Genomic DNA, 15,068 nt, shown 5'->3' on the forward strand with positions numbered 1-15,068 from the left:
TCTTCACTAGGCATGCTGCATCTGCGTCAGCTATGCGTTCAGTGCATAGCTTGCGATAGTCTTGCCAGCCATTCGGCCTCGTCGATGACCTCGATGCCCAGTGCCTCGGCCTTGGCGCGCTTCGATCCGGCGTCGGCGCCGGCGACCACAAGGTCGGTCCGTGCCGACACCGAGCCGGCCACGCGCGCGCCGAGCGACTCCGCCTGCACCCGGGCCTCGTCCCGCGTCAGCCCGGACAGGCTGCCGGTGAACACCACGGTCTTGCCCGACAGCGCCGTCTGCCGCGCCGCCGCCAGCGGCTCGGGGCGGACCTCGCGCAACAGGTCCTCGAAAGTCTCCAGATTGTGCGGCTCGGCGAAGAAATCGATCAGTGCCTGGGCGACGATCGTGCCGATGCCGTTGATATCCTGGAGCAAGCCGCGCGCATTCTCGTCCTCGGCGGCGGCCAGCGCGGCATCGCGCAGCGCCTCGGCCGCGCCGAACGCCCGCGCCAGGTCGCGCGCCGTCACCTCGCCGACATGGCGGATGCCGAGGGCGAACAGGAACCGGTCCAGCCCCACCGTGCGCCGGGCCTCGATGGCGGCGAGCAGCTTGTCGACCGAGGTCGGCTTGAAGCCTTTCCAGCCGAGCATCGTCTCACGATGGTCCTTCAGGCGAAACACGTCGCCGGGGCGGGCGATCAGCCCCTGCGCGGCGAACTGCTCGATGCGCTCGCTGCCCAGCCCCTCGATGTCGAGCGCCGTGCGCGAAACGAAATGCCGCAGCCGCTCGCTAACCTGTGCCGGACATGTCAGCCCGCCCGTGCAGCGGCGCACCACCTCGCCTTCCTCGCGGACTGCATGGCTGGCGCAGACCGGGCACAGCACCGGCATCTCGAACGCCGGCCCGCCGCCATCGACGATGACGCCCAATATCTGCGGGATGACATCGCCGGCGCGCTGTACCTTGACGCGGTCGCCGGGCTTGACCCCCAACCGGGCAATCTCGTCCTCATTGTGCAGTGTCGCGTTGGTCACCACCACGCCGCCGACCGTCACCGGCTGCAGTCGCGCCACCGGCGTGAGCGCGCCCGTGCGGCCGACCTGGATGTCGATCGCCATCAACAGCGTCTCGGCCTGCTCGGCGGCGAACTTGTGCGCCACCGCCCAGCGTGGCGACCGCGCCACCTGGCCGAGCCGGGCCTGCCAGTCCAGCCGCTCCAGCTTGTAGACGGCGCCATCGATATCATAGGCGAGATCGGCCCGCCGGCGCTCCAGCCCAGCAGCAAAGGCCAGCGCCGCCTCGATGTCGGCATCGGCCAGCCGTTCGCTGCCGATGTCGAAGCCCCAGCCGGCCAGCGCCGCCATCACGCCGCTCTGGGTGTCGGCCGGCACGGCGCTTATCTCGCCCCAGCCATGCGCGATGAAGGCCAGCGGCCGGCTGGCAGTGATCCGGGCATCGAGCTGCCTCAGCGCGCCAGCGGCGGCGTTGCGCGGGTTGGCGAACACCTTGCCCCCCGCCTCCACCGCCCGCGCATTGAGCGCGGCAAAATCCGCCCGCGCCATATAAACCTCGCCGCGCACCTCGACCACATCGGGCGCCCCCGCCGGCAGCGTGTGCACCAGCCCGCGCACCTCCGCGACATTGGCGGTCACATCCTCGCCCACTGCGCCGTCGCCGCGCGTCGCCGCATGGACCAGCCGCCCACGCTCGAAGCGCAGCGAACAGGACAGGCCGTCGATCTTCGCCTCGCACGCCAGCCGTACCGGCTCGTCCGCCGGCAGCCCGAGGAACCGCCGCACCCGGGCCACGAACTCCGTCGCCCCCTCGGCCGAGAACACATTGTCGAGGCTGAGCATCGGTCGGGCATGGGTGATCTTGCCGAAGCCGGGCGCCGGCGCCGCACCCACCCGCAGGCTCGGACTGTCCGCACGCACCAGATGCGGAAACGCCGCCTCGATCTCGCGGTTGCTGCGCACCAGCGCGTCATAATCGGCGTCGCTGATCGTCGGCGCATCCTCGGCGTGATAACGCCGGTCGTGCTCGGCAATCAGCGCCGCCAGCCGGGCCAGCTCGGCCGCGGCGCTCTCATCGGTCAGGTCCATTGGCGAAGGCATAGCAGGGCGATTTGGGAAGGGAAGAGGCCTCCGGCGGCTGGGGGCTTAGCCCCCAGCCCCCATTGAGAATCAGGGGCCCAACCAATTCGGTCTGCGCGCGCGAAGCGCATTTTAAGTGCCTGCGGCGCGCGCTAAACTTCGTTGGCTATGCGCGTTCATGGGGGCTGGGGGCTTAGCCCCCAGCCGCCGGAGGCCCCTGCCCTAGAACCGGAACCCCACCGTCGCATTCCACGTCCGCGGATCGCCGAAATAGACGGTCTGGATGTTGCCGACCGAGCTGAACTCCTGGCCGTCGGTGCGGTAGCGGGCATCGGAGAGGTTCTTGACGCCGCCGCGCAGGTACCAGGCGCCGCCGGCGGCATCGAACTGGACATAGGCGTTGGCGAGCCAGTAGCCGGGTTCGCGCAGGTTGGGCCGGTTGTCCACCGAGAGGAAGTGCGCGTCGACGAAGCGGGCATCGCCGCCGAAGGTCAGGCTGCCGGCGCTGCCGAGCGGCAGGGTATAGTCGCTGGCGAGGGTGAAGGTGATCGGCGGGGCGAAGGCGGGCTCGCAGATCACGGCGTTGCCGGTGGGGTTGCAGGAGAAGGTCGGCGGGCGGCGGCCGTCGTTGAACTCGCGATATTCGGCATTGAGATAGCCGAACGAGGCCCGGACGTTCCAGCGGTCGGTCGGTCGGACGGCGGCCTCGGCCTCGACGCCCCAGATCCGCAGCTGGCCGGCGTTCAGCACCGGGAAAACGGCGAGCGAGCCGCCGCCGACACGGGCCTGGAAATCCTTGTAGTCGCTGAGAAAGGCGTTTGCCGACAGGCGGACGCGGCCATCGAGGAAGCTGCCCTTGGCGCCGCCTTCATAGGTCCAGACGGTTTCCGGGCGGAACTGGGTGACGATGGTCGGCACGCCGCCGACGACGACGGTGAGGTCGTTGATCGAATTGGCGCGGCCGTTGAAGCCGCCGGACTTGAAGCCGCGCGAGGCCGAGCCATAGAGCAAGGTGTCGGGCGTCGGCTTGAAGGACAGGGTGAGGGTCGGCGTCCAGGCGCCGAAGCTGGCCTTGTTGTCATTGTTGAACGGCGCCGGCAGGCTGCCGGGGAAACTGAACGGCGGGAACAGTGCCTGGAACAGCGGGCTGGTGGCGACCGTGGTCAGCCGGTCATATTCGCGGTCCTCATGGGTGTAGCGCAGGCCGGCGGTGATCGCGAACTGGTCGGTGAAATCATAGGTGGCCTGGCCGAAGGCGGCGTAGCTGCGGGTGCGCTGGCGATCGTCGATGAACCGCAGGAACGGGATGCCGAGCAGATCGTCGGCATAGGCCTCCTGGTGCGAGCGGACGACCTCATCGAGATAATAGAGGCCAACGACGCCACTGAAACGATCGGTGTTCCATTTCAGCTGGAGTTCCTGGCTGAACTGCTCCTGGGCAATGCCGACGAAGACATCGCCGAGCTCGGCCTCGGTGGCGTCGATGTCGATGAAGAGGTCGGGCCGCAGCTTGCGATAGGCGGTGATCGAGGACAGGGTGATGGCGTCCGACACCTCGAGATTGGCGGTCAGCGACAAGCCCCAATGGTCGAGCCGCTGGCCCTCGTCGCCGGTGAAGCTAGTCGAGGCCTTGTAATCATAGTCACCGTAGGGATTAGCCCGGATCGGGCGGACGCCGGTCAGCGGCGCGGTGGCATAGCCGAGCGTCAGTTCGTTGCGCTGGCGGGTATAGTCGCCGGAGAGGATCAGTTCGAGACGCTCGCTGGGCTTGGCGCGCAGGATAGCGCGGCCGGTCAGCGAATCGCGGTCGTTATACTTGCGGCCGGTGCGAGGATCGGTGACCAGCCCATCGCGCTTGTCGTACTGGCCGGCGACGGACAGCGCCAACTTGTCGGCGACGAGCGGCGCCGAGACATAGCCGTTGAGCAGAATCTGGTTGAAGCTGCCATAGAGCGCCGAGCCCTGGCCGGTGAGCACGTTCAGATCGGGCTTGCGCGAGACGATGCTGATGGCGCCGCCGATGGTGTTCTTGCCATAGAGCGTGCCCTGCGGCCCGCGCAGCACCTCGATGCGCTCGACATCATTGAGGCCGAGCAGCGCGCCCTGGATGCGCGAGAGATAGACGCCGTCGACATAGACGCCGACCGCCGGATCGAAGGTCTGCAATGCATCGGGCTGGCCGATGCCGCGGATGAAGATGTTGGCGCTGGTGGCCGAGCCGCGGCCCTGGACGATGTTGAGGTTCGGCGCCGTGCCCTGCAGGCCGGAGAGATCGACCGCCTGCAGCCGCTCCAGATCACGCTGGCCGAAGGCCGAGACGGCGACTGGCACGTCGATCAGCCGCTCGTCGCGCCGCCGGGCCGAGACGATGATTTCCTCATCCTCGGCCATGCCGGCGGCGATCTGCGCGAAGGTCGGCGTTGCCGAGAGCGCGGACATGGCCACGCCCATTGCCAGAATCGTACGAATCGAACGATTGCGCATCATGGTCATCTCTCCCAAAGGCCCGTGGTCTTGCGGGTTGCGCCGCCACACGCCTGATGCAATACTGAAACATGAACCACTATTCAACTATGGACACGGGCCTCGATGACAAACGCCGCGTCACTGTCACCGAAACAACACAAGGCCGCCCGCACGCCGCCGCGCACCGCCCGGGGCCTGCGCACGCATAGGGCGCTGCTCGATGCGGCGGCGGAGGAGTTCGGCGAGCGTGGCTATCATGAAGCCGGCATCGCCCGCATCGCCCAGCGCGCCGGCGCCGCCATCGGCAGCTTCTACACCTATTTCGACAGCAAGGAGGCGATCTTCCGCGCGCTCGTCGCCGACATGAGCCGGCAGGTGCGCGAAACGGTCGCGCCGGTGATCCTTGCCGCCCCTGACCGGCTGTCGGGCGAGCGCGCCGGCATCGCCGCCTTCCTCGGGTTCGTTCGCCAGCACAAGGCGCTGTACCGGATCATCGACGAGAGCGCCTTTGTCGCCGAGGATGCCTATCGCAAGCATTATAATGACATCGCCCAGGGCTATGCCTCATCGCTGACCCAGGCCTTCGGGCGCGGCGAGCTGTCGGAGGGCGACATGCAAGTCCGCGCCTGGGCGATCATGGGGATGAACGTCTTCCTCGGCCTGCGCTTCGGCGTCTGGGACGACGAGACCGATCCGGAAAGCGTCGCCGCCGCCGCCGCCGAGTTGATCAGCCACGGATTGGCGGCGCGCGATTAGATTCGGTCGGCCTCAGGCGGCCTGCAACGCCTCGCGCACCGCAGCCACCGCCTCGGCGGCGCGGGTGCCATCCGGGCCGCCGGCCTGGGCGAAGTCCGGCCGGCCGCCGCCCCCCTGCCCGCCCAGCGCCGCCGACGCCAATCGCACCAGCTCGACCGCCGAGCGCGTTGCCGACAAATCGTCGGTAACGCCGACGGCGACCGAGGCGCGGCCGTCATTGACCGCCACCAGCACGGCGACGCCCGAGCCGAGCCGGCCCTTGGCCTCGTCGACCAGGCCGCGCAGGCTCTTGGCCTCCAGCCCTTCGAGCACCTGGCCGATGAAGCCGATGCCGTTGATGGATTCCGGCCCGGCGGCCGTCTGGGCGGGGCCGGCGAGCGCCAGCGCCCGCTTGGCTTCGGCGAGTTCCCGTTCGAGCCGCTTGCGTTCCTCGGTCAGGGCCTCGACCCGCGCCGGCACCTCGTCCGGGCGGACCTTGAGCGTGGCGGCGGCGGCGCGCAGCCGGCTTTCCTGCTCGGCCAGATACTGGCGTGCTGCCTCGCCGGTCAGCGCCTCGATGCGCCGCACGCCGCTGGCGACGGCGGATTCGGAGACGATCTTGAACAGCGCGATGTCGCCGAGCGCGTTGACATGGGTGCCGCCGCACAGCTCGGTCGAGTAGATCGCCTCGTCGCTGCCGCCCATCGACAGGACGCGGACCTCCTCGCCATATTTCTCGCCGAACAGCGCCAGCGCGCCGGCCTCGATCGCCGCCTCGGGGGTCATCAGCCGGGTGGTAACCGGACGGTTCGAACGGATCTGGGCGTTGACCTCGGCCTCGACGGCGGCGATGTCGTCGGGCGTCAGCGGGCGCGGCTGCGAGAAATCGAAGCGCAGCCGGTCCGGCGCCACCAGCGAGCCCTTCTGCGTGACATGGCCGCCGAGCCGATGGCGCAGCGCGGCGTGCAGCAGATGGGTGGCCGAATGGTTGGCGCGAACGGCGGCGCGGTGCACGCCATCGACCGACAGGTTGACGGTGTCGCCGACCTGGATGCGGCCGGATTCGACAATGCCCTGCGGCGCATGAAGCTTGCCAAGCGGCTTTGCGGTGTCGGAAACAGTCAAAACCAGCCCGGTATCGTTGGTAATCGTTCCGGAATCGCCTGCCTGGCCGCCGGATTCGCCATAGAATGGCGTCTGATTGGTGATGATCGTCACCGTGTCGCCGGCCTCGGCGGTGTCGACGAGGGCGCCGTCCTTGACCAGCGCCAGGACCTGGCCCTGCGCCTCCAGCCCGGCATAGCCGATGAATTCGGTGGCGCCGTGCTGCTCGACGAGATCGAACCACAGGCTGTCGGAGGCCTTTTCGCCCGATCCGGCCCAGGCGGCGCGAGCGGCGCGCTTCTGCTCGGCCATCGCCGCCTCGAAACCGGCGCGGTCGACGCCGAGGCCCTGGGCGCGCAACGCATCCTCGGTCAGGTCATAGGGGAAGCCATAGGTGTCGTAGAGCTTGAAGGCAACGTCGCCGGGCAGCGTACCGCCGGCGGGGATGTCGCGGACGGCGGTATCGAGCAGTCCGAGGCCGCGCTCCAGCGTCTGGCGGAAGCGGGTTTCCTCGAGTAGCAGCGTTTCCTCGATCAGCGGCTGCGCGCGGACCAGCTCCGGGTACGCCGCTCCCATCTGGCCGACCAGCGCCGGCACCAGACGGTGCATCAGTGGCTCGGGGGCGCCGAGCAGATGGGCGTGGCGCATGGCGCGGCGCATGATCCGGCGCAGCACATAGCCGCGGCCCTCATTGGCCGGCAGCACGCCATCGGCGACGAGGAAGCCGGCCGAGCGGAGGTGATCGGCGATCACCCGGTGCGAGGCGCGGGTGGCGTCGTCGGACGGGCGGGTGCGCTCCTCGCTGGCGGCGATCAGCGCCTTGAAGGTGTCGGTATCGTAATTGTCATGAACGCCCTGGAGCACGGCGGCGATCCGCTCAAGGCCCATGCCGGTGTCGATCGAGGGGCGCGGCAGGTCGAGCCGCGTGGTGGGATCGACCTGCTCATATTGCATGAAGACGAGATTCCAGATCTCGATGAACCGATCGCCGTCCTCGTCCGGGCTACCCGGGGGGCCGCCTGGGATGCCCTCGCCGTGATCGAAGAAGATCTCCGAACAGGGGCCGCAGGGGCCGGTATCCCCCATCGACCAGAAATTGTCGGAAGTGGGGATGCGAATGATCCGGTCGTCGGTGAGGCCAGCGATCTTCTTCCAGAGCGCAGCGGCCTCGTCGTCGGTGTGATAGACGGTGACCAGCAGCTTGTCGGCGGGCAGGCCCCATTCGCGGGTCAGCAGCGACCAGGCATGCTCGATGGCGACGTCCTTGAAATAGTCGCCGAACGAGAAATTGCCGAGCATTTCGAAGAAGGTGTGGTGGCGGGCGGTGTAGCCGACATTGTCGAGGTCATTGTGCTTGCCGCCGGCGCGGACGCACTTCTGCGACGAGGTGGCCGTGGTGTAGGGCCGGCTTTCAAGGCCGGTAAAGACGTTCTTGAACGGCACCATGCCGGCGTTGACGAACATCAGCGTCGGGTCGTTCTGCGGCACCAGCGGCGCCGACGGCACGATGCGATGGCCGGCCTTTCCAAAATGATCGAGGAAGCTGCGGCGGATGTCGTTGGATGAGATCATGATCGGGACTTAGGCCACTCCCTGTCATCACTCAATATGGCGCGCGGACACCAGCCATATCGCCGCGGGCAGCGAGACGGTGTCGTCGGTGACATGGCCGGCATAGAGACGTGCCAGCGCCTCGCGCGCTGCGGCGACGACCTCGGGCCCGCCCTCGCGGACGGCGCGGGCGGCGGGGCCGATGCGCAGGCTGAAATCCACGGCATCGCCAAGCGGATCGTCGCCCTGCCCCACCGCCATGCCGAAATCATGGGCGTGGAGCGCGATGTCGGACCAGCCGGCGGCTTCGAGGATCTGCTCGATGCGGGCCGGATCGGCAAAGGCGAAGGGGCCGGGGGCGTGCGGATCGGCCGGCGGGGCGGGCGGGAGCAGGTCGGCGACCGCGTCCATCGCCATCGTTGCCCAGCCGTTTTCGGCCGGCGTGCGCCAGCAGGCAAAGCACAGGCGGGCGCCGGGCGCGGCATGGCTGCGGATATTGGCGAAGGCGGCGGCCGGATCGTCGAAGAACATCACGCCGAAGCGCGACAGGATCAGGTCGCGGTCGGCGGCGCCGGGGAGCGTGGCGGCATCGGCGTCCCGGAACTCGGCCAAGCTGTCGAGCGCCTCGGCACGGGCCTCGGCGACCGCCAGCATCGGCTGCGAAATGTCGACGCCGAGCGCGTCGCCGTCATCGCCGACGGCCGCCGCCAGCGCCAATGTCGTCTCGCCGGTGCCGCAGCCGATATCGAGCACGCGCTCGCCGGGCTGGGGGCGGGCGAGATCGAAAAGCGCGGCGGTGACCGGGGTCAGCGCCAGGTCCATGCGGGCCTGCATGTCTGCCCAGGTGTTGCCGGCATCGGCGTTCCAATAGTCGCGCATGTCGTCGTTCATCGGGCAGCCCTCATGGCAGGCGCTGGAACAGCCGCGTCAGGCGGCGCACCAGCGGCGAAAAGAGGAAGGCCTGGCCCGGCTGCTCGGCGGCATGGCGCAGGGCCTCGGCGAGCGTGGGATAGGCGAAGGTCTGGGCGGCGAGATCGGCGAGGCTGAGCTTGCCACTGACGGCGAAGCTGGCCAACGCCAGCAGCTCGCCGGCATGGGCGCCAACGATGGTGACGCCCAGCACCCGCTTGCCGCGCGCGACGATCTTGACGAATCCGCGGGCGTCGCCGTCCGTCACCGAGCGGTCATTGTGGTCGAAATCATGCCGGTAGATGCTGATATCAGCGTGTTGGGCGCGAGCATCTGCTTCGGTCTGGCCGACCTGCGCCAGTTCGGGATCGCAATAGACCGCCGCCGGCAGGGCGCTGTAATCCTTGCGCTTGCGGAACGGGAACAGCGCGTTCTGGATGACGGCGCGGGCATCCTGGTCGCCGGCATGGGTCAGGCGCGGCCCTTCGCGACAATCGCCGATGGCATAGATGCGGGGGTTGGAGGTGCGCAGCCAGGCGTCGGTGCTGATGCCGTTCTTGCCAGTGCGGACGCCGGCCTCGGTCAGGCCATAGCCTTTGGTACGGGCCTTGCGGCCGGCGGCGACTAGGATGTGGCTGCCGGCGATTTCGCGGCCGTCGTCGAGGTGGAGGCGCAGGTCTTCAGCGGCACCAGAGGCGCGGACGATCGTGGCCTTCTCGTGCAGGGTGAGGCCATCGGCGACCAGCTGGCGTCGGACGACATCTACGGCCTCGGCATCCTGCCGGGCAAGCAGCGGGCCATTGGCGACGATCGTAACCGCCGTGCCGAGACGGGCGAAGGCCTGACCGAGCTCGACGCCGATCGGGCCGCCGCCGATGACCAGCAGGTGGTGGGGCTGGACCGGGAGATCGAAGAGGTTTTCGTTGGTCAGGTACGGCAGTTCGGCAAGGCCGGGGATTGGCGGCACTGCCGGGTCGGGGCCGGTGGCGATGACGATGCGCCGAGCCGAGACGCGGCGACCGCCGACGTCGATACGGTCCCGGCCGAGGAGGCAGGCTTTGGCCTGCACCACCTCGACGCCGAAACCGCGGAAGCGCTCGAGCGAATCATGCGGTTCGATGGTGGTGATCGCCGCATTGAGCGCGGCACGGGCATCGGCCCAACCCTTTCCGCCGCGCGCGGCAGTGGCAATCATCGCCTTGGACGGCACGCAGCCGGTCCACAGGCATTCGCCGCCGAGCCGGTGCTGCTCGACGAGCAGGACATGGGCGCCCAGCTGGGCGGCGCCACCGGCGGTCACCAGCCCGGCGGCGCCGGCGCCGATGACCACCAGATCATAGCGGTCGGCCGCCGGCGCCTCAGCCATTGGGCATCATGCGTCTTCGCCGCTGTCCTCGTCCGGACCGGCCATCAGCGCATCGGAAATGCCGGCCGAATTGGCGCGGATGATCTTCTCGATCTTGGCGGCCATTTCCGGGTTGTCGCGCAGATATTTCTTGGCGTTCTCGCGGCCCTGGCCGATCCGCACCGAATCATGGCTAAACCAGGAGCCGGACTTTTCGACCACGCCGGCCTTGACGCCGAGATCGAGAATCTCGCCGAGCTTGGAGATGCCCTCGCCGTACATGATGTCGAATTCGACCTGCTTGAACGGCGGCGCCACCTTGTTCTTGACGACCTTGACGCGGGTGGTGTTGCCGACCACCTCGTCCCGGTCCTTGATCTGGCCGGTGCGGCGGATATCGAGACGTACCGAGGCATAGAATTTGAGCGCATTACCGCCGGTCGTCGTCTCCGGATTGCCGTACATCACACCAATCTTCATGCGCAGCTGGTTGATGAAGATGACCATGCAGCGCGATCGGCTGATCGAGCCGGTGAGCTTGCGCAGCGACTGGCTCATCAGGCGGGCCTGAAGGCCGACATGACTGTCCCCCATCTCGCCCTCGATCTCGGCGCGGGGCACCAGCGCGGCGACCGAATCGATGACCAGCACGTCGACGGCGTTCGAGCGCACCAGCGTGTCGACGATCTCCAGCGCCTGTTCGCCGGTATCGGGCTGCGAGACGATCAGCTCATCGATGTTGACGCCGAGCTTCTTGGCATAGGCGGGATCGAGCGCGTGTTCGGCGTCGACGAAGGCGGCGGTGCCGCCGGTCTTCTGCGCCTCGGCAATAGCGTGCAGCGCCAGCGTGGTCTTGCCCGAGCTTTCCGGGCCATAGATCTCGATCACCCGGCCGCGCGGCAGGCCACCGATGCCGAGCGCAATGTCGAGGCCGAGCGAGCCGGTGGACACCGCCTCGACTTCCATCGTCTCGCGCGAGCCGAGCTTCATCACCGAGCCCTTGCCGAAGGCCCGATCAATCTGCGCCAGCGCCGCTTCCAGGGCCTTGGCCCGATCCGTTCCACTCATGCCGCCATCCAGTACCTTGAGACTTGCCGCCATGACCCCATACCTTTCGTAAACAACTGGCTCATTCCGTCAATGACGATGTCGTACACGGTTCGTTCCACAAGAACAAGTGTGGAACATCAAAATTTCGGCCGGGCCTGTTCCACGGCGTCGGCGAGGCCCGCGAGCAGCTCGTCGAAGGTGAACGGCTTGGCGATGAAGCCGATGCCGGCAGTGGCGGCGGCCTCGTGCAGCGGCGGCTCGGCGAAGCCCGACATCAGCAGCACGGCCAGCGCCGGATGCTCGGCCTGGGCCCGGCGGGCCAGCTCGACCCCGTCGACGCCGGGCATCATCACATCGGTCAACAAGGCATCGAAGCGAGTGCCGCTGGCCAGCGCCGCCAGCGCCAGATCGGCGTCGCAGACCGCCTCCACGAACAGGCCATGCCGGCGCATGCCCCGCATCAGGATCTCGCGAATGGCGTCCTCGTCCTCGCAGATCAGCAGACGAAGGCCGCTGAGCATCGGCTTCTCCGCCGGCGCGGCCGGCGGCGGCGGCGGCGGCTCGGTCGGCCGGGCAACGGCGGGCAGATAGACACTGAACACCGTGCCGCCGCCGGGCCTGGGCTTGGCGAAGATAAAGCCGCTGCTCTGCTTGACGATGCCATAGACGGTGGACAGGCCGAGCCCGGTCCCCTCCCCCATCTTCTTGGTAGTGAAGAACGGCTCGAAGATCTTGCCGGCAATATCCGCAGGGATGCCGGTGCCGGTATCATGAACCTCGAGCGCGACATGATCGACCACCGGCATGATCGGCTGGCCGAGCGCCGGCACCTCGTGCGCCGGAACCATCGACAGCAGGACATCGAGCTGGCCCTTGCCGCTGCCAGTGGCAGCAATCGCATCGCGGGCATTGACGACAAGATTGACGATCACCTGCTCGATCTGGCCGGGATCGGCACGCACCATCGCCGGCAGCCGGCGATCACTGAGCGACATCCGCGCGCGCTTGCCAACCAGCTGGCGGAGCAGCGGCTCCAGTCCGCGCAGCAAATCGGTGAGATCGAGCAGCTGCGGGCGCTGTGGCTGCCGGCGGGCGAAGGCCAGCAGCTGCGCCACCAGCGCCGCCGCCCGCCGGCCGTTGATGCCGATCTGCGCGGCGGCGTCACCGTCCGGGGTGCCGGGGCGGTTACGCTCGGCAATCTGGTCCGACAGCGCCAGCACAGCGGTGAGGATGTTGTTGAAATCATGGGCGATGCCACCGGCGAGCTGGCCGACCGCCTGCATTCGCGTCGCCGCCCGGACCTGCGCTTCCAGCCGCAACTGCTCGCGCACGTCGGGCAACGCGAGCATCGCCGAAACGCCGAGGCCGGGCGGCACGCAGGCGATATGGGCAAGCACCTTTTCATTGGGCCGCGCCAGCAAGGCGATCCGGGCTTCGGCGCGGGCGACGCCACCCTTGATGACCTGACGGATGCTTTCGGCAAACAGCGCCCGGTCCTCCTCGATGACGAGGCTGACGGGATCGAGACCGCGCCAGGCCTTGGCATTGACAGTGGCGCCCAGCGCCTCGTTGCCGGCAAGGATCCTGCCCTCGGCATCGAGCACGGCGACAGCGAGCGGCAGGCCGACCAGCAGCTGGCCGATCCAGGGATTGGAATCGGCTTCGGCATAGGGCGCTGGCCAGCCGAGCGGCGATGGACCGGGCAGGAAATCCGTGGGCGTGGCGGGCGGATCAGCGATAGCGCTGCTCGCTCCAGGGGTCGCCTTCATTGTGATAGCCCCGCACCTCCCAGAATCCCGGCGAATCGTCGCGCCGAATCTCGATCCGTTTCAGCCATTTGGCTGATTTCCACAGATACCATTGCGGAATGATAACGCGGACCGGCCCGCCGTGCACACGGCTGATCGGCGCCTCGTCATGGCTGTGCGCCAGCAGGCAATCGTCGCCGGCGAAATGATCGAGCCGGACATTGGTGGTATAGCCATCATAGCCGTGCAGCACGACATGGGCGGCGCCGGGCAGCGGCTGCGCCACCGACAGCAGATGCTGGGTGGAGACGCCCGACCAGCGATTGTCGAAGCGCGACCATTGGGTGACGCAGTGGATGTCCGAGACGCTCTCGACCTGGGGCTGGGCCATCAGGTCCGCCCAGGTCCAGCGCAGCGGGTTGACTACGGCACCATCGACATCGAGCGCCCAATCCTCCCGCGAGACGGCGGGCTGGACGCCGAGATCGAGCACCGGCCAGTTGGTGACCAGCCGCTGGCCCGGCGGCAGCCGCTCGGCCCGCGCCGGATCGGGCTTGCCGGTCAGCAGGCGGCCGGCCTCGGCCCAGGCCTGTTTGATCGCCACCAGCTTGTCCCGGGGCTTGCCGTCCTCGTCGGTCATCAGCCGCGCTCCCGCATGATCCGCGCCGCGTCGCGCTTCCAGTCGCGCTCCTTCATCGTCTCGCGCTTGTCGTGGAGGTTCTTGCCGCGGCCGAGTGCCAGCTCGACCTTGGCGCGGCCGCGATCGTTGAAATAGATGCTGAGCGGTACCAAGGTCATCCCGGCGCGGGCGACGGCGCCGCCCATCTTGTTGATCTCGCGCTCGTGCAGCAGCAGCTTGCGCGGGCGCTTGGGCTCATGGTTGAAGCGGTTGCCGTGGCTGAACTCGGGGATATTGGCGTTGACCAGCCAGATCTGGCCGTCCTTGACCTCGGCATAGGCTTCGGCGATCGAGCCCTGGCCATCGCGCAAGGCCTTCACCTCGGTGCCGGCCAGCGCGATGCCGGCCTCGACAACATCCTCGATGAAATATTCGAATTTTGCCCGGCGGTTCTCGGCGACCATCTTGACCTTGACCCCGACATTGCCCTTGGGGCGTGCCATCTCAGATCAGGCCGGCATGGGCGAGCGCGGCGTCGACTGCGGCGCGCGACGCCGGCGACGGCTCTGTGATCGGAAGCCGCACCTCGCCGCGCATGCGGCCGAGCCGGGACAGCGCATATTTGGTCGGCCCGGGGCTGGCGTCGCTGAACAGCGCGGCGTGGAGCGGCCAGAGCAGGTCGTTGAGCGCCAGCGCCCGCGCATAGTCGCCGGCGAGCATGGCGTTCTGCAGGTCGGCGCACAGGCGGGGCGCGACATTGGCGGTGACAGAGATGCAGCCCACGCCGCCCATGGCGTTGAAGCCCAGCGCCATGTCGTCGTTGCCGGAGAGCTGGACGAAGCCCTCCCCGCAGGCCGATCGCTGCGCCGATACGCGGGCAATGTTGCCGGTCGCGTCCTTGACGCCGATGATGCCCGGCAGCTGGGCGAGCTGGGCCATGGTCTCGACGCTCATGTCCGCCACCGAGCGGCCGGGGATGTTGTAGATGATGATCGGCAGGCGGCTCGCCTCGGCCAGCCGGGTGAAATGCGCCACCAGCCCGGCCTGGCTCGGCTTGTTGTAATAGGGCACGACAACCAGCGCCGCATCGGCGCCCATCGCCTCGGACGCCGCCATATGGGCAAGCGCGGTGGCGGTGTCGTTGGAGCCGCAGCCGGCGATTACCGGCACTCGGCCGGCGGCGACGGCGATGGTGCGGCGGATCACCTCATAATGTTCGTCGTGGTTGAGCGTTGGGGATTCGCCGGTGGTGCCGACCGGCACCAGCCCGTGGCTGCCCTCGGCGACCTGCCAATCGACAAAGGCCTCGAGTGTATCGAAGTCCACGGCGCCGTCCCGCATCGGCGTGACCAGCGCGGGCATCGAGCCCCTCAGCCGCATAATATCGATCGTCATCGTCTCTGAGCCTTCACCCGCGCGCCGCCAGCGCCTAGACAGGAGGCTGCGCGTCATTGTTTCGTCTGCGT

At 68.2% G+C, this 15,068-nt stretch carries 11 protein-coding genes; 1 reads left to right on the plus strand and 10 read right to left on the minus strand.

Going from position 1 to position 15,068, the window contains the following annotated elements:
• Window positions 1-38: 38 nt before the first annotated feature.
• A complete protein-coding gene (ligA, locus tag ACTIFJ_RS01890) occupies window positions 39-2,084 on the minus strand; it encodes an NAD-dependent DNA ligase LigA (RefSeq protein ID WP_439532385.1) in 2,046 nt (681 codons plus the stop codon).
• Window positions 2,085-2,297: 213 nt separating this feature from the next.
• The gene (locus ACTIFJ_RS01895; protein WP_439532386.1) at window positions 2,298-4,562 is read right to left on the minus strand and encodes a TonB-dependent receptor; all 2,265 of its coding nucleotides are present in this window, start codon (window positions 4,560-4,562) and stop codon (window positions 2,298-2,300) included.
• A 102-nt stretch (window positions 4,563-4,664) separates the two neighbouring features.
• Between ACTIFJ_RS01895 and ACTIFJ_RS01900 the strand changes: the two genes are divergently transcribed.
• A complete protein-coding gene (locus ACTIFJ_RS01900) occupies window positions 4,665-5,297 on the plus strand; it encodes a TetR/AcrR family transcriptional regulator (RefSeq protein ID WP_439532387.1) in 633 nt (210 codons plus the stop codon).
• Between the two features lie 12 nt (window positions 5,298-5,309).
• Here the strand turns inward: ACTIFJ_RS01900 and alaS are convergent, their stop codons facing one another.
• From alaS to dapA, 8 genes are all read right to left on the minus strand, one after another.
• Window positions 5,310-7,952, minus strand: coding sequence for an alanine--tRNA ligase (gene alaS / locus ACTIFJ_RS01905; RefSeq protein WP_439532388.1), 2,643 nt, complete (start codon window positions 7,950-7,952; stop codon window positions 5,310-5,312).
• A 27-nt stretch (window positions 7,953-7,979) separates the two neighbouring features.
• The gene (locus tag ACTIFJ_RS01910; protein ID WP_439532389.1) at window positions 7,980-8,822 is read right to left on the minus strand and encodes a class I SAM-dependent methyltransferase; all 843 of its coding nucleotides are present in this window, start codon (window positions 8,820-8,822) and stop codon (window positions 7,980-7,982) included.
• A gap of 10 nt (window positions 8,823-8,832) precedes the next feature.
• Window positions 8,833-10,206, minus strand: coding sequence for a dihydrolipoyl dehydrogenase family protein (locus ACTIFJ_RS01915; RefSeq protein WP_439532390.1), 1,374 nt, complete (start codon window positions 10,204-10,206; stop codon window positions 8,833-8,835).
• 6 nt (window positions 10,207-10,212) lie between these two features.
• On the minus strand, window positions 10,213-11,286 hold the full coding sequence (gene recA, locus ACTIFJ_RS01920; RefSeq protein ID WP_439532391.1) for a recombinase RecA: 1,074 nt from the start codon (window positions 11,284-11,286) through the stop codon (window positions 10,213-10,215).
• 86 nt (window positions 11,287-11,372) lie between these two features.
• Window positions 11,373-13,004, minus strand: coding sequence for a hybrid sensor histidine kinase/response regulator (locus tag ACTIFJ_RS01925; protein WP_439532392.1), 1,632 nt, complete (start codon window positions 13,002-13,004; stop codon window positions 11,373-11,375).
• The gene (locus tag ACTIFJ_RS01930) at window positions 12,967-13,623 is read right to left on the minus strand and encodes a sulfite oxidase-like oxidoreductase (protein ID WP_439532393.1); all 657 of its coding nucleotides are present in this window, start codon (window positions 13,621-13,623) and stop codon (window positions 12,967-12,969) included. Before ACTIFJ_RS01930 ends, ACTIFJ_RS01925 begins: the two co-directional genes overlap by 38 nt.
• Window positions 13,623-14,105, minus strand: a complete 483-nt coding sequence (gene smpB / locus ACTIFJ_RS01935; RefSeq protein WP_439532394.1) for an SsrA-binding protein SmpB — start codon at window positions 14,103-14,105, stop codon at window positions 13,623-13,625. The genes ACTIFJ_RS01930 and smpB overlap by 1 nt, the downstream gene beginning before the upstream one ends.
• Window position 14,106: 1 nt before the next feature.
• On the minus strand, window positions 14,107-14,997 hold the full coding sequence (gene dapA / locus ACTIFJ_RS01940) for a 4-hydroxy-tetrahydrodipicolinate synthase (RefSeq protein ID WP_439532395.1): 891 nt from the start codon (window positions 14,995-14,997) through the stop codon (window positions 14,107-14,109).
• Between the last annotated feature and the right edge of the window lie 71 nt (window positions 14,998-15,068).

It is taken from the genome of Polymorphobacter sp. (genome assembly GCF_051860865.1).
Taxonomy (GTDB): Bacteria; Pseudomonadota; Alphaproteobacteria; order Sphingomonadales; family Sphingomonadaceae; genus Sandarakinorhabdus.

What these genes read in the sequence shown, in the direction of transcription:
- ligA (WP_439532385.1), bottom strand. Translation starts at nt 2,084, where the DNA reads ATGGACCTGACCGATGAGAGCGCCGCGGCCGAGCTGGCCCGGCTGGCG.
- ACTIFJ_RS01895 (WP_439532386.1), bottom strand. Translation starts at nt 4,562, where the DNA reads ATGATGCGCAATCGTTCGATTCGTACGATTCTGGCAATGGGCGTGGCC.
- ACTIFJ_RS01900 (WP_439532387.1), top strand. Translation starts at nt 4,665, where the DNA reads ATGACAAACGCCGCGTCACTGTCACCGAAACAACACAAGGCCGCCCGC.
- alaS (WP_439532388.1), bottom strand. Translation starts at nt 7,952, where the DNA reads ATGATCTCATCCAACGACATCCGCCGCAGCTTCCTCGATCATTTTGGA.
- ACTIFJ_RS01910 (WP_439532389.1), bottom strand. Translation starts at nt 8,822, where the DNA reads ATGAACGACGACATGCGCGACTATTGGAACGCCGATGCCGGCAACACC.
- ACTIFJ_RS01915 (WP_439532390.1), bottom strand. Translation starts at nt 10,206, where the DNA reads ATGGCTGAGGCGCCGGCGGCCGACCGCTATGATCTGGTGGTCATCGGC.
- recA (WP_439532391.1), bottom strand. Translation starts at nt 11,286, where the DNA reads ATGGCGGCAAGTCTCAAGGTACTGGATGGCGGCATGAGTGGAACGGAT.
- ACTIFJ_RS01925 (WP_439532392.1), bottom strand. Translation starts at nt 13,004, where the DNA reads ATGAAGGCGACCCCTGGAGCGAGCAGCGCTATCGCTGATCCGCCCGCC.
- ACTIFJ_RS01930 (WP_439532393.1), bottom strand. Translation starts at nt 13,623, where the DNA reads ATGACCGACGAGGACGGCAAGCCCCGGGACAAGCTGGTGGCGATCAAA.
- smpB (WP_439532394.1), bottom strand. Translation starts at nt 14,105, where the DNA reads ATGGCACGCCCCAAGGGCAATGTCGGGGTCAAGGTCAAGATGGTCGCC.
- dapA (WP_439532395.1), bottom strand. Translation starts at nt 14,997, where the DNA reads ATGACGATCGATATTATGCGGCTGAGGGGCTCGATGCCCGCGCTGGTC.